Origin of the sequence: Phyllobacterium sp., from assembly GCF_037994405.1 — a bacterium.
Classification (GTDB): Bacteria; Pseudomonadota; Alphaproteobacteria; order Rhizobiales; family Rhizobiaceae; genus Phyllobacterium.
This window is the reverse complement of sequence record NZ_JBBNAN010000273.1, coordinates 1-12960: the sequence shown is the minus strand read 5'-3', so window position 1 is coordinate 12960 and position 12960 is coordinate 1. Positions and strand designations below refer to the sequence as shown.

16 protein-coding genes are annotated in these 12960 nt (G+C 58.1%); 8 read left to right on the top strand and 8 right to left on the bottom strand.

Going from position 1 to position 12960, the window contains the following annotated elements:
- The coding region (locus AAAC48_RS15070) for a DUF6456 domain-containing protein (protein ID WP_340654951.1) at nt 1-324 on the top strand (324 nt) is incomplete at its 5' end.
- On the opposite strand, the gene AAAC48_RS15065 is transcribed toward AAAC48_RS15070, so the two are convergent.
- Nucleotides 311-751 (bottom strand): SufE family protein, encoded by a 441-nt coding sequence (locus tag AAAC48_RS15065; RefSeq protein WP_340654950.1) that lies wholly within the window; start codon nt 749-751, stop codon nt 311-313. The two genes, AAAC48_RS15070 and AAAC48_RS15065, sit on opposite strands and share 14 nt — an antisense overlap.
- A 59-nt stretch (nt 752-810) precedes the next feature.
- Nucleotides 811-1299, bottom strand: a complete 489-nt coding sequence (locus tag AAAC48_RS15060) for a DUF5330 domain-containing protein (protein ID WP_340654949.1) — start codon at nt 1297-1299, stop codon at nt 811-813.
- Nucleotides 1300-1682: 383 nt separating this feature from the next.
- Between AAAC48_RS15060 and AAAC48_RS15055 the strand changes: the two genes are divergently transcribed.
- The 3 genes from AAAC48_RS15055 to AAAC48_RS15045 all read left to right on the top strand — a co-directional run bounded on the left by AAAC48_RS15055 (nt 1683) and on the right by AAAC48_RS15045 (nt 4859).
- Nucleotides 1683-3494 carry an ATP-binding protein gene (locus tag AAAC48_RS15055; RefSeq protein WP_340654948.1) on the top strand — a complete coding sequence of 604 codons (1812 nt, stop codon included), beginning with the start codon at nt 1683-1685 and terminating at the stop codon, nt 3492-3494.
- Nucleotides 3469-4335 carry a peptidoglycan-binding domain-containing protein gene (locus tag AAAC48_RS15050; protein WP_340654947.1) on the top strand — a complete coding sequence of 289 codons (867 nt, stop codon included), beginning with the start codon at nt 3469-3471 and terminating at the stop codon, nt 4333-4335. The genes AAAC48_RS15055 and AAAC48_RS15050 overlap by 26 nt, the downstream gene beginning before the upstream one ends.
- Before the next feature lie 173 nt (nt 4336-4508).
- Nucleotides 4509-4859 (top strand): DUF1491 family protein, encoded by a 351-nt coding sequence (locus AAAC48_RS15045; RefSeq protein ID WP_340654946.1) that lies wholly within the window; start codon nt 4509-4511, stop codon nt 4857-4859.
- A gap of 52 nt (nt 4860-4911) precedes the next feature.
- On the opposite strand, the gene AAAC48_RS15040 is transcribed toward AAAC48_RS15045, so the two are convergent.
- Complete coding sequence (locus AAAC48_RS15040) at nt 4912-5892, bottom strand: DUF2336 domain-containing protein (RefSeq protein WP_340654945.1); 981 nt, start codon at nt 5890-5892, stop codon at nt 4912-4914.
- 169 nt (nt 5893-6061) lie between these two features.
- Between AAAC48_RS15040 and AAAC48_RS15035 the strand changes: the two genes are divergently transcribed.
- The 3 genes from AAAC48_RS15035 to AAAC48_RS15025 all read left to right on the top strand — a co-directional run bounded on the left by AAAC48_RS15035 (nt 6062) and on the right by AAAC48_RS15025 (nt 7484).
- Complete coding sequence (locus tag AAAC48_RS15035) at nt 6062-6253, top strand: hypothetical protein (protein WP_340654944.1); 192 nt, start codon at nt 6062-6064, stop codon at nt 6251-6253.
- A gap of 249 nt (nt 6254-6502) precedes the next feature.
- Complete coding sequence (locus AAAC48_RS15030) at nt 6503-6796, top strand: hypothetical protein (RefSeq protein WP_340654943.1); 294 nt, start codon at nt 6503-6505, stop codon at nt 6794-6796.
- 400 nt (nt 6797-7196) lie between these two features.
- On the top strand, nt 7197-7484 hold the full coding sequence (locus AAAC48_RS15025; protein WP_340654942.1) for a YciI family protein: 288 nt from the start codon (nt 7197-7199) through the stop codon (nt 7482-7484).
- Here the strand turns inward: AAAC48_RS15025 and AAAC48_RS15020 are convergent.
- From AAAC48_RS15020 to AAAC48_RS15010, 3 genes are read right to left on the bottom strand one after another with little or no spacing between them, the layout of a single operon-like run.
- Nucleotides 7481-8026 carry a DUF1254 domain-containing protein gene (locus AAAC48_RS15020; protein ID WP_340654941.1) on the bottom strand — a complete coding sequence of 182 codons (546 nt, stop codon included), beginning with the start codon at nt 8024-8026 and terminating at the stop codon, nt 7481-7483. The two genes, AAAC48_RS15025 and AAAC48_RS15020, sit on opposite strands and share 4 nt — an antisense overlap.
- Entirely contained in the window at nt 8019-8603 is a 585-nt protein-coding gene (locus AAAC48_RS15015; RefSeq protein ID WP_340654940.1) for a DUF1214 domain-containing protein, read from the bottom strand. Before AAAC48_RS15015 ends, AAAC48_RS15020 begins: the two co-directional genes overlap by 8 nt.
- A gap of 36 nt (nt 8604-8639) precedes the next feature.
- The gene (locus AAAC48_RS15010) at nt 8640-10793 is read right to left on the bottom strand and encodes a penicillin-binding protein 1A (protein ID WP_340654939.1); all 2154 of its coding nucleotides are present in this window, start codon (nt 10791-10793) and stop codon (nt 8640-8642) included.
- Between the two features lie 268 nt (nt 10794-11061).
- Between AAAC48_RS15010 and AAAC48_RS15005 the strand changes: the two genes are divergently transcribed.
- Nucleotides 11062-11694, top strand: a complete 633-nt coding sequence (locus AAAC48_RS15005) for a LysE family translocator (protein ID WP_340654938.1) — start codon at nt 11062-11064, stop codon at nt 11692-11694.
- A gap of 413 nt (nt 11695-12107) precedes the next feature.
- On the opposite strand, the gene AAAC48_RS15000 is transcribed toward AAAC48_RS15005, so the two are convergent.
- Nucleotides 12108-12311: a hypothetical protein gene (locus AAAC48_RS15000; RefSeq protein WP_340654937.1), complete on the bottom strand. Its 204-nt coding sequence runs from the start codon at nt 12309-12311 to the stop codon at nt 12108-12110.
- Nucleotides 12308-12514, bottom strand: coding sequence for a helix-turn-helix transcriptional regulator (locus AAAC48_RS14995; protein ID WP_340654936.1), 207 nt, complete (start codon nt 12512-12514; stop codon nt 12308-12310). The genes AAAC48_RS15000 and AAAC48_RS14995 overlap by 4 nt, the downstream gene beginning before the upstream one ends.
- Between the last annotated feature and the right edge of the window lie 446 nt (nt 12515-12960).

Here is a 12960-nt window from a genome sequence, read left to right as displayed (position 1 = left end):
GGCAACCTCATGCCGTCGATCGGTGCCAACTGGGATGTGACGGGTTCGGGCTCGCGTGCCAATGGCGTGCTCGAGATCACCGATGCAGCACTGGTCGCACGCCAGCGGGTCGAACGGGCACTGGAAGTCGTCGCGCCGGAGCTTTCCGGCGTCCTGATCGACGTCTGCTGTTTCCTCAAGGGGTTGGAGGCGGTGGAAAGGGAACGGCACTGGCGGCGCTCGACCGCCACTATCATCCGGCACCGCCGTCACGGCGGACGCCACGCATCCTTCATTGGGGAACAGAGGATTACCGGCCGGAGATTCGAAGCTAATGCTGTGTGACCACGGCCGGGGCAAGGGCGCCCTGCGCCTCGGTGCGAATGCGGCCGATCATGGCGCGCAGGCCGTTGGAGCGCTGGGGAGTGAGGTGCTCGTCGAGGCCGAGTTTCTTCAGTATCGCCTCAGGATTGACTGCCAGAATTTCGGACGCCTTCTTGCCGGAATAGAGAACCATCATGATTGCAACGAGGCCGCGCACGATATGCGCGTCGGAATCGCCAACCAACTCGATGACGGGATCAGCGTCGCCGTTGAGCGTGCTTTTCAGCCAGACCTGGCTGACGCAACCCCTGACCTTGTGGGCGGCATCGCGCGCTGATTCGGGATAGGGCTTCAGGTCGCGCCCAAGGTCGATGACATAGCGATAGCGATCTTCCCAATCGTCGAGAAAGTCGAAATCGGCAATAATGTCGTCAATCGTCTGTACCATGGATCACTTCCTTTTCATGGCATATATAGTGATCCGAGCATCAAACGTCACGGTTTTAATCAAAAAAGTGGCTTACTCTTGGGAACCGTCCCGGTTTGGGTCTTGTTGTCGACGTCGTTTGCCAGTTCGCGCTGACGGACGGCGGCTTCCAGGATTTCGCGCAGGGCCACTTCACGCAACTTTGCCTTGATCACGTCAACCTGATTGGCATCCGGCGCCCTATCGCCGTGGGCTGCTGCCACCGTTGCGTCGGGGTTGTCGGCATTCTTGCCGAGCTGCGTGTCGAGATATTCATAACCGACCTTCGCCACTTCGCTGGCGCGGACACCGGCGCTGGAAAGCGCTGCCTTGCCGGTTTCGCAAGCCTGCGGCTTGCGTGTGCAGAAATCGCCAAGGTCGCTGATCGTCTCGCGCGCCGCAAAGAAAGCTTCGATAGGGCCTGGCTGATTGGCGCCATGCGGATTGTCCTTCGTGTCCATCGGTATGAACAAGGAGATCAGCATCATCCAGAAGCAGAACTTGATCGCAAACCTGATCAGAAAAAACATTTCCCGTTCCTTTGTCGCACCAACTGCCGCCGATCAAGGGCGGTTCATGACGGGACATTGACACAGATCCGACAAAAACCCGTTGAAACGGATTTCCGCATTTGAGCGATCATAGAAACGAAGGATTAAGAGTTCTTGAGGGGAAAAATCGCATTTTGCGATTCGACGGGCAAAGCGCGGCCAAGGGGGAAACCGTTCATTTACCATGCCCGTCACAATCGCCCGAAACGGGCTTTGGGCGGCTTCGGTAGCCCCGGTTTTATCCTTTCCTTAAAGCCTCGTCTGCAAAAGTTAACGCCGACAAGAGTGTTGAAAAGAACATTCGGGAAATGACCGCGGATAATTGGTGCAAGCCGGTTTCTGCGGAAAGCAGGAAGAAATTTGTGTCGATTCAGTCCGTCACACGATCCAAGATTGCCGAGGCCTACGAGCGTCTTTGCAGGCGTTGGGTAAATCCATCCGTTGCCGGTCCCGTCGCGCGCGACCGCGATGCACGCATGGCAGGCGTCTTCCTTGCTCTGCCATTGATGCTTGCGGCTGCCATGCTGACCAATCATGCGATGATGAATGAAGTTGCCGGGGCGGTCAGCCTGGTCGTCGGCGTCCTGGCACTTCCGATGATTTTCTGCGGTGCCCTTTCGCTGTCCAAAGACAGTAAAGTCGTCGGCGCAAGCGCACTCGGCGTCTATGGGCTTTCCATTGCAGCGATCGGCGCGATGACTGCTTCCACAACTCTGCTTCTCTGGATAATGGCGGCCGCCGTTCCTCAGGAAGCCTGGTTCATCTACCGGTCCGAAAAATCGCTGCGTGTTTCAGGCTGCATAGCCGCGGCTGTGCTTGCCCTATTGCTGGTGGTGTCGGTGCGATCGAATGGCAGTATTGCACTGTCGCCCTTTACACTTCTTGTCTCGTTCGCTTATCTGGCGACCTTGATCGCACGAACAGCCCGTGCTTTGGCTGCGAGCGCCATCGCAGCACGCCGCGACGACCGTGTCGCCGATCTTGAAAGCGCTGTCGAAGGCGTTGTGATGGGGCTTGGAACAGACGGGCTCCTCGTCTCGCTATCACCCAACGCGCAGGATCAGTTTGGCATAGCCCGGAAGCTTTTGATCGGTACGCCGCTGCTGGAGCGGGTACATGTGTCGGACCGCGTGCAGTATCTCGGCTTCCTCGCGGATTTGAAGGCTGGTGCGCCGAGCGCGACGGTCGAACTGAAACTGCGCTGCGTTGCGCCGGGCGAGACAGACAAACACGCCCATAGCGTTCGCTTCGCAACCTATCGGCTGCGCGCCGTGCCGCACAGCCAGGGCCAGGGCTTCGTCGTCGTCGCGACCGATATCTCGCAGGCCGTTGCGGACCGCAATGCGCTGGTCAACGCGCGCCGGGAAGTGGAAACCGCTGAAATCGCCAAGAGCCGCTTCCTCGCTTCGGTCAGCCACGAACTGCGCACGCCGCTCAACTCGATCATCGGCTTTTCCGATGTCCTGCTGCAGGAGATCTGCGGCAAGCTGCCGGATGGGCGTCAGCGGGAATATGTCGAACTGGTGCATCGTTCGGGTACGCATCTGCTCTCCGTGGTAAATGCCATCCTTGACGTTTCGAAAATCGAGGCGGGCACCTATCCGATCTTCACCGAGAGCTTCGCGTTCAAGGAGGCGGTGACGATGGTGCATGACATGATGGCGCATCAGGCATCGCAGAAAGGCGTTGCGCTTTGCGACCGGGTAAGCTCGCGCATCGGCAACGTTGTTGCCGACAGCCGCGCGATCCATCAGGTCCTGATCAATCTCGTCTCGAATGCTGTGAAATTCACCGAGAGCGGCGGTGTCGTGACAGTCGATGCGACGATCGAGGACGACATGCTGGCTTTCTCCGTCAGCGATACCGGTATTGGCATTGCCGAAGCCGATCTTCTGACGCTCGGCCAGCCATTCCGCCAGGTCCAGAACGACTACACGCGCAATCATGAAGGCACGGGCCTTGGCCTTGCCACGGTCAAGGGTCTTGTCGGGCTGCATGACGGTGAGCTCCGGATCAAGAGTGTTCCTGGTCAGGGCACCGTTGTGGATGTGCGCATTCCGTTAAATGGTCCCGCTGTTGACCCTGTGCAGGACGAACCCGCGAATATTGTCGAATTCAGTGTGGCAAGCGACATGAAGGGAGGTTCCCATGGGGAAGCCCGTAAATCGGCCTAAGCGCCGTGCCCCGAAGAGGGGACGGGTCGCCATGGTCATCATGGCAACAGGCGGGTTGATTGCCGCCAATCCGGCGATCGCCGGCGGTACCACCGCTTTTCTGGTGACGCTTGGGTTCATCTCCGCCAATGCCCTCTGGTATCAACCGCACGTGCATGAAGGCGTGTTTTTCCGCACGCGGCCGGAACTTGTCTTCAAGCCGATCAAGCATGACGGTGGGGTATTCGGGAAAGCTTCGGAAAATCAGCCGGAAGCGGATGCGCCCATACGCAAGGTCAAATCAGTTCCGGTTCCGCAAAATACCGATCCCATCGCCGCGGCCATCAATGGCGATCCTGTTCTGGCACCGGGCGGCGACCCGGAGGTGGCCAAGCTGCAGCAGAAACTGCTGGCGCTCGGCTTTTACAGCGGCACCGTCGACGGAATTTCGGGCAAGGGTACGCGCGCTGCCATCGATGCCTACCGCAAGGCGACGGCCGATATGGGGATAGGGGCAGAGCCCGCGGTGGATAAAGCCAGCGAAACGACAGCCAGCATTGCGGTCCCCGCAAAAAAGCCGGAGCAGACTGAGGAAAAGGCGACCGTCCAGAAGATTTCAACGAGCCCGGAGCAAAACGCTGCTGCGAGTACAGCGGCCGGCAATCTGTCGCCCGCCGAAATCGTCCGCATCCAGGCTGGTCTGCGCGCATTCGGCAATGACATGGTTGAGATCGATGGCAAGATCGGTACTTCGACAAAGAACGCCGTCAGTGAATTCCAGAAACTGTTTCGCTTGCCGGTCACGGGTGAACCCGATGCAAAACTCCTTGCCAAGATGCAGGAAATCGGCCTGATCAATTAAGCTGTCCGATATTCACGTCATGACGGCCTGCAAATGGCGTTTTTCTGTGCTCCGGTGCTCATGAACCCAAAAGTTCACTGCGCTCCGGTGCTCGAAAATCACCATTTTCGTCTCGTCATGCCGCGAATCTCAATCCAGCTTGGCGGGTCAATTGAAATCATGGGAGCCCTCAAATGCGCCTGACGTCTGAGTTCTGGGTTGCCGTACTGGTCCGCCGGATCAATAACAGCGGCGCATTTGCAGCGCTTGAGCACAAGGGCGCGGCGGAAGCTGGCGCCATATTCATCAAGTTTCGCAATGCGAACGGGAGCTATGACCTGTTCGGCCCCGCACCTCAGATGGTCTATGACGAAACCAAGCCGAATGAGCGGCTGTTTACACCGCTGAAAGCCGACGTTGCGGAAACCGAAATCAATGCCGATCTGGAGAAACAGATGCGCTGGGATCGCGACCTGTGGATCGTCGAAATCGAGGACTATCGCGGCGATCGCTCGGAGCTGTTTCCGGTTGCGCAAGATGGGTAGAAGAAGCCCCTCTCGGCTGCTGCTCAGCCACCCTCCATACAATGGGGAGGGGTCAGGAGACCCGGCGCGAGCCGTTTTCGTAATCCTGCGCCATCTCGCGCAGTTTCTGTCGCAGTTTTTGCGAGTTCTCTTCGGTTTTCCAACGCTCCACCGTCATCTGCGCCTTGTCCTGGTCGATCTGGCGATAGGATTGCACGAAGAGCCGCAACGAATGCAGGTCCTTGTGGACGAGGCCGAAGAGCCCGGTCAGGATCAGATGAGCGGCCTCTGCCGAAAGGCCAAGTGAGGCAAGGGCGATGGTCAGTTCCGCATTGAGGCCATGGCCGATGATGCGTGTCGTACCGTCCTGATCGAGACCGAGCGCCGCGGCGAATTCCTGGCAGAAGAATGTCGTCTGATCGAGAAGCGCGGCGTCGATAAGGTGGTTGGCCAAAGCCCGGTCACGGGATGAATCAGCCTGAACGCTGGAGAAACCGGCGTCGCTGTCGCGCATCAGCGCCTTCAACGCCTCACGGGTTTCACGCAAGCGCGGTGAGTCAGGCGCCACAGGGGTTTCGGCCGACAGGGCGCCATCGCCATTGTCGAAATGCGACTGGATTTCAAGAGCCCGCTCGATCGCCTGATCGCTGAAGCTGTGCAGGACACGCAGGAGCTCGGGATCGGCGATCCGTCGCCGCGCAATGGCGCGGGCGTGGTTGATGCCCTTATGTGTGATGATGTCGACGAGGTCGGAGGGCTGCAGAAGCGGCGAACGCAGGAGCAGCGGGGCCGAAATATCCACCTCGTCCTCGGCGAGGGCGAGGATCAGCCGTTTCGGCGCATGCGGAAGTTCGGACAGGGCGGCGGCCGCATGGCGCCGCACGCGCGGCGAGGCGAGAGCAAGCAGCGGTACCGCAAGATCCTCAAGCTGCTGCGCGTCGCTCTTTGCCGGTCTTGCGACGCAGCAGAAGGCGGTAATCGATGCGGTCAGGAGATCGTCAGCCTTGCTGCCGCCATTGCGGTCTTCAAGCGCCCGAAACTCAGGATACTTCACGAACACACTCCACTCGACGCACAACGCAGTTAAACAATGGCTAAAATTAGCCGCGAAGCGTTAGCAACCCGTTAACCATCGGTGTGTCTAATCAAATTATGGCGCAGATCGTGCGCGGGTAAGCATCTGAGTATTCGAGGAGATTCAACAAACCGAACGGATGGGCGACATGGGGCTTGTCATCGCATTTCCCGGCAGCACAACAAAACGCTGCACCAACGCAGATTCGAAGCAATCGGCAACTGCCGAGATCATGATTTTCCCGGGCGTGCGCTACGAGCGCTATAAGCCGGAAGCGCCAAAGCGCAGCAAGCCAAAACCTCACCGCAGATTTTTCGACACGATGCCGCAGCCGGGCTAGAATGCCCTGAAGGGCATCCTGCTCGCCTGCGATCGCATCTACAGCGTTCAAGCGAAGAATGCTGAATGCTGCCTATTATGCTTGGTACGGGTTTGATCGCCGCGATTACAACGCTGACGGTTGACGACACTTTCCTCGCATGGGCGTGGCGCGTCCCATTCCTGCTCAGCCTCGTCCTCGTCACATTCGGCCTGTGGGTACACAGCCGTGTCGAGGAATCGCCGATGTTCATGCATCTGGAACAGGCGCATGCCAAGGCCAAGGCTCCTGTCCGGGAAGTCGTCCGTCAGCATTGGCGACGCCGGTGGGTCGCGCATTGGCGGCGACGTTGTCTACGGGCTGATCGTGGCCATCACGCTGACCTGTACCTGTGTAACTACAGTGCTGCAGTTGCCAAAGTTCTTGGCATTGATGGCGTTACTCATAGGCACGGCCTTCAACGCGCTCGCCGTGCCGCTTTTCGCGTGCCTTTCGGATCGTTGGGGGCGTCGTCCGGTCCTGGCATTTGGCCTCGCCGGTCAGGCATCCTTCATCATCGAGTAGTTTCCGACCCGCCTCCGTTTCACCGGCGCGTCGCTTGCCTCTACCTTTGCCGGGATTGTGGGCGGCGGATTTGCTCCCTTGATCATGGCGGCCTTGTGCAAGAGTTACGCCAGTTCTTATGCCATTTCGCTCTATGTGACTTTCGCGCTCTGCATCACTGGACTGGCCCTGATTTTTGCACGCGAGACAGCGCATAGTCCGCTGCCAGAATGACGAATCCTGTGATTGCCCTTTGTGCTCCCGGCAGCCGTGATGGATCGGCGACGCCAACAGGATCAGTATCTTGCTGGTGCTCGCTACGATTGCCCGACCGGCGGAAAGATACTCCAGCCGGGTTGAGAATTCTGTCCGCTGTCACCACATGGTACAAAGCTGGGTTTGCGCATTTGGAGCAAAGCCGATGTTTATTGTTTCCCTGACCTATGTCGTTCCTCTGGACGAGGTGGATGCGGCCATTCCGGCGCATATTGCGTTCCTTGAAAAGCACTATGCCGCCGGCACATTTCTGGCGTCGGGCGCCAAGATACCGCGAACGGGCGGTATCATTCTTGCCAGGGCCGCCAGCGAAGAGGCCTTGCACGAAATCCTGGCCGAGGACCCGTTTCACCAGAAGAAACTTGCCTATTACGATGTGCTGGAATTCGTGCCATCGAGAACGGGGGCTGGACTGGAGGGTTTGCTGGACTAGAGCAACGGCGTACAGCTGGCGCTTTTCAGGAAGGCGTCGACCTGCGACTTCCAGGATTCGTCCGGCACAAAGCTTCGAACGACGACAAAGCCTTCGTCCATATCGGCTTCGATCAGCACGGAGTTCTCTGCGCCGGCGGGTTTGGTCTTGTTGAGTTCGATCATCTGCAGCGGTGTCGCGACAACAAGGTCGAGCTGGTCGGCAATCGCTGTCCGGTCATTGATCGAATAGATGTTCTCACCCTGGCGATTGTAGATGGAAATCGACCAGTAGGGTGTTGTGCCGAGGCCGGTAATATGGGCGGGCAGGTCTGTGATGTCGAAACGACACGCCGCAGCTTGGAACAACGGGTCGAAGGCGAGGGGCACCATGCCGGCGGCGCCTTCGCGCGTCACGGGGTGGAACTCCCAGTCATCGCCATAGGCCGAGATGCGCGACCATGCGTTGCGGTCGGAGTAATAGGGTACGAGCAGGACGACGGCGATATGGATAAGGCCGGCGCCGACGAGCCCGAAGAGCAGTGCGCGAAGCAACTTACCCATCACAGCCAATCCTTGTGACGGCAGGGAATTTCATGTCGACAAGACCGGAATTGCTGCCGACCGGCGTATCGTAAAGTGTCATCACCAGCACCATACGGCCGCTACCCGTCGTAGCAAGCCAGTTTCCCGGTTGTGCCTTCGGCGAGATATTGACGACAAATTGGCCGTCCTCCTTGCGGAAGATCTGCCGGGAATGGATGGCCGGCAGTCTGTCGGCTCCTGGATCGAGCGCAATCAACGACCGGTCAGCTGCATAGAGCGTCCAGAAGCGCGAATTCGGACTGTTGCCTTCAATCGTGTAGGTGCATCGCCGGTCGAGGGTTTTTCCTTGTTCATCGCTATAGGCATAGAAGACCAGACCCTCGGTGCTGCCAAGCGGGAAGGCACCTTCGCGTGCGGCCCGGGCCTTGGCATAGGGGTCGGAGAGCGGCGTGCCGGCTTCGGGATGTGCAGTCCATTGGCCGACGGTAAAGGCGCCGAAACCTTCGAAACGGTTCACCGCATACCATGCGCTCAACGTGCCGCCGCCGACGGCAATCACAAGCGCAAGACAGGCGAGGAAAACATTTCGAAGCATGGAATCAGGAGTACACGGGAGCGTTGGCGCACGCAATCAAAGCGCGGAGACTTTTGCGGGGAGGATCGGCAGCTTCAGCTGGGGGGCCGCTTTCAGGGCCTGTCCGATTTCGCGAACGGCCGCCGCAGTGGCGCCCGATAGAACGCGTGGACGTTCCTCGGTCTTCAATGCTTCGTTATCTTCGTCAGCCGTTTCGGCCTTGGCTGCGGCCACCTTATCCTGCTTCGGCATCGCTGGATCGATGCCGGGAATGGGCTTGAGATCAATGTTCTGATGCGCATAGTTCATAAACCGCTGCCAGGTCATTGCTGGAAGGATGCCGCCCGTCAGTTCCTTGGTGGGGGTGAAATTGTCATTGCCGAACCAGACGGCAGCTGTGTAATTGCCGGTGAAACCGACGAACCACGCATCGCGATAGCTTTGCGTCGTCCCGGTCTTGCCGGCCGCGCGGGTCATCGGCAGGGCAGCGCGCCGGCCGGTGCCCCATTCGGGCACCTGCGAGAGCATGAAATTCATGTTATTCGCCGCGGTTTCGGAAAGAGCGCGGTGCGGCTTCACCCCATCCTTCTTCCAGTCCCACAGCACATCACCGTTCTGGCTCAGAATCTGTGTGAACGGATGGCGCATACCGGCAATACCACCGGTAGCGAAGACGTTATAGCCCGTGGCCTGGTCCATGACCGTCATGCCGGATGTCCCGAGCACCATGGTCTTGTGTGAACTGATAGGCGATTCAACACCCATCGCCTTCGTTAACGCAACGATGGGGGCCGTCGTCAGATAGTCTTTTGCGAGGCGAACCGGCACGGTATTGATCGATTTCACCAGCGCAGTCGTGAGGTCGATTTTCCCCAGATACTGGCGCGAATAATTCTGTGGCGACCAGTTGCCCCAGGAAACAGCCCCTCCCGAGATCATCGTCTTCGGCGTCATGCCCTTTTCCATGGCCGCAGCGTAGACATAGGGCTTGAACGACGAGCCAGCCTGGCGCAAGGCAGCGGTGGCGCGGTTGAACTGGCTTTCGCCATAGTCTCGTCCGCCGACAATGGCGCGCACCGCGCCGTTGTTCTCGAGAACGACGATGGCAGCCTGGGTCACGTTATATTCCTTGCCGAACTGGCGCAGATGAAATTCAGCCGACTCTTCCGCCGCCTTCTGGATCCCGGTGTCGAGTGTGGTGCGGACGACGAGCGTGTGCGTCGGCAGCTTCTGCGCCACCTTGCGCACTTCGTCGAAGGTCCAGTCGAGGAAATAGTCCGGGCTCTCGGAGCGGCCACGGTCAACAACCGTCGCGGGATTGCGGCGGGCGCCGACCACCTGACCTTCGGTCATCAGGCCGCCCTGGACCAGGTTGCTGAGCACCACGTTGGCGCGGGCGCGGGCGGCCGGAAGGTTGACATGCGGCGCATACTTGGCTGGCGCCTTGAACAGGCCGGCGAGCATTGCAGCTTCCGCGAGATTGACGTCCTTAACGCTCTTGCCGAAGTAAAACTGCGAGGCGGCCGCGATACCGAAGGTACCGCCGCCCATATAGGCCCGGTCGAGATATGTCTGCAGGATTTCCTTCTTGCTCAGGTTGGATTCGAGCCAGAGGGCAAGGAAGGCTTCCTTGATTTTGCGGTCGAGGCTGCGCTCATTGGTGAGAAACAGGTTCTTCGCCAGCTGCTGTGTGATGGTCGAGCCACCCTGGACCACGGAGTTGGCGCGCAGGTTCTCCGTCATGGCGCGCGAAAGGCCGAGGAAATCAATACCGAAATGGTCGAAGAAACGCCGGTCCTCGGTGGCGAGGACGGCCTTGATCACATGGTCCGGTAACTCGTCGATCGGTACAGCGCTGCGATGGAGAATGCCGCGCTGGCCGATCTCGTTGCCGTAGCGGTCAAGGAAGGTCACCGCGAAGTCGTCGCGCGTGCGCCAATTCTTTTCCGTCTCGTGAAAGGCTGGAATGGCGAGCGTCAGCATGACCACGGAGCCGACCGTCCCCCAGGTAAATGCTTCGCCGAGAACTTCAATAACCGCGCGCCGCCAGCCGGTAACATGGAAGCGGCGGAAAAAGATGGTCGTATCTTCCCAGAATTCGGCAAGACGAAAACGCAATTCGTAGAGGGTTGAATCGATCCAGGCATCAAGTCCCAGAAGCGGCGAGACCTTGAATTTTTTTCGTTCCTTGCCTGGCCTGGGCTCTTCCATCAATATTCTTGCCTGCCCTATGCTCAGCCATATCTTCCCTGAAAGACTATGGTGTAGCCGATATCACTTAACAGCTTCTTGAGGTGGCTGTTTAAGTCCTTATATGGTCATTTCTTCCCGAAAAAAGAATACCGCCTTTTTGCTTAGTGCCACAAGGGTCGGCACTCCCGTCACCGAGATTTTGATGGGTAACTGTTGCGCAAAAGTTTCCCCTTGCAATTGAACAACACCGATGGATTGGTGTCATTTTTCGCGTGGGAGCAAAAGCATGTCCATTGAGCATTGGCTGGCATTCGTTGCAGCATCAGCAGTTCTTCTCGCCATTCCTGGCCCGACCATCCTTCTGGTCATTTCCTATGCGCTCGGCCATGGCCGCCGCTTCGCAGCGGCGACGGTGGCGGGCGTCGCGCTTGGCGATTTTACTGCGATGACTGCCTCCATGCTCGGCCTTGGCGCTCTCCTCGCCGCGTCAGCTGCAATCTTCACCGTATTGAAGTGGGTCGGCGCCGCCTACCTGATTTATCTCGGTATCAAGCTGTGGCGTGCGCCGATTGCCAATCCCGAGACCGGGGAAATGCCGGCGAAGAATGAAAAGGCCATGCGCATTTTCCTCCACGCCTATGTGGTGACGGCCCTGAACCCGAAGAGCATCATCTTCTTCGTTGCCTTCCTGCCGCAGTTTCTCGATACAACGCGCCCGGTCTTCATGCAGATGGTGATTTTCGAAACGACTTTCCTGGTTCTCGCAACGCTGAATGCCGGCACCTATGCCTTGATGGCGTCGATGGCACGCCAGACCATCCGCAAACCGAAGGTTCAGCGCATTGTCAATCGTACCGGAGGCTCATTGATGATCGGCGCAGGACTGCTGGCACTGGGCTGGAAGAAGGCAGCTGCATAAGAAAAGATGTCATTTCTAGGAAAATAGTCCTGGTTACGTAACGGTTGTTGCGTAGGTTTTGATTATCGTCGCAACTGTGACCTCAATGTCTCGCTACCAAGTCATGGTCCAAACGATCCCTGCGACTGCGAGAAGCAAGAATGGATACGCGAGCCAAACGGCCATTACGAATGGGAAGCGGCGCCGGTAAGTCGGATAGCTCCATAAAACGCCAATTGCCGTAAATAGGTAGATGACAAATAAGAGCTGTCCCTTAGTGGAAGTAATTATGATGCCGACAAGATATCCAAGGATCATCGTCTAAGTCGGTGCGAGAACCTTGATAACATCGATCACTAGGTTTTTCTTTGTATCCATACGGGACAGCACTACCAGCCCGGGTTTAAACCCGCGTCAAAATCATCTGTAAGATTTTAGGAATTGCCGTACACTCGCATCGTCTCGGCGAGCAGCTGCTGCAGGCGTTCAGCGAGATCGACGGGCACGTCCGAGTGCCTCTGGCCCTTGGCAATGCGCAGGAGGGTGGTGTGGTGCGTTCCGACGCGCCGTGCGATCTCGGCAACCGTCATTACCTTCGTCAACCGGCGCATAGAAAGGGTGGGGTGAACCGGCGTCATTTCGATATCGTCTTGTCGTGCAGCTGCTTCAACCGCATGCCAAGTTCAAAGGAGGGCTTCCGGCACGTACCGGTTTCGAGCCGCCAAACCTGCTGGCGCGAACAGCCGATCCGTCTGGCGATCTCGCTGCTTGTCATTCCGTGCTGGGACAGGCCTTCGATCATGGCCTGAAACTGCTGGTGGTCCGTGATGACGTGCGGCATGGCGGGAAAAATATCAGAGTCGCCGAAGCTGTCAAAACAAGACAGCGCGGCACGGCGCTGTCTAGGCCGCCATTCGGCCATAGCGGGCTAAGGAGCGCGATTCGGGAGTGTATCTGGTGTGATGCCTTTGCCCGCGTTTGAAGGCCCCCAAAAAAACACCCTTTACACCCCAGAACGACACCCCGGCGATTTTCGTGATCGAAAAGTCGGATAAGCGTCTCCCGTAACTATTTGTTAATGAAATATTTTCTCGGCTGGTTGCACCCCATAGCGACAATCAAGAAATATGATGTTAAAAGGCGTGAACCTGCGGCAATCCTTCCTGCCAGCTCCCAACTGTTCATGCATCGTTCAGACAGCAACCGATAATAATGACGCCATGATGAAACACTTGATTATCTCCCTGCCCCTTGCGGGCCTGATCTCAGTCACTGGCGTCCTCAACG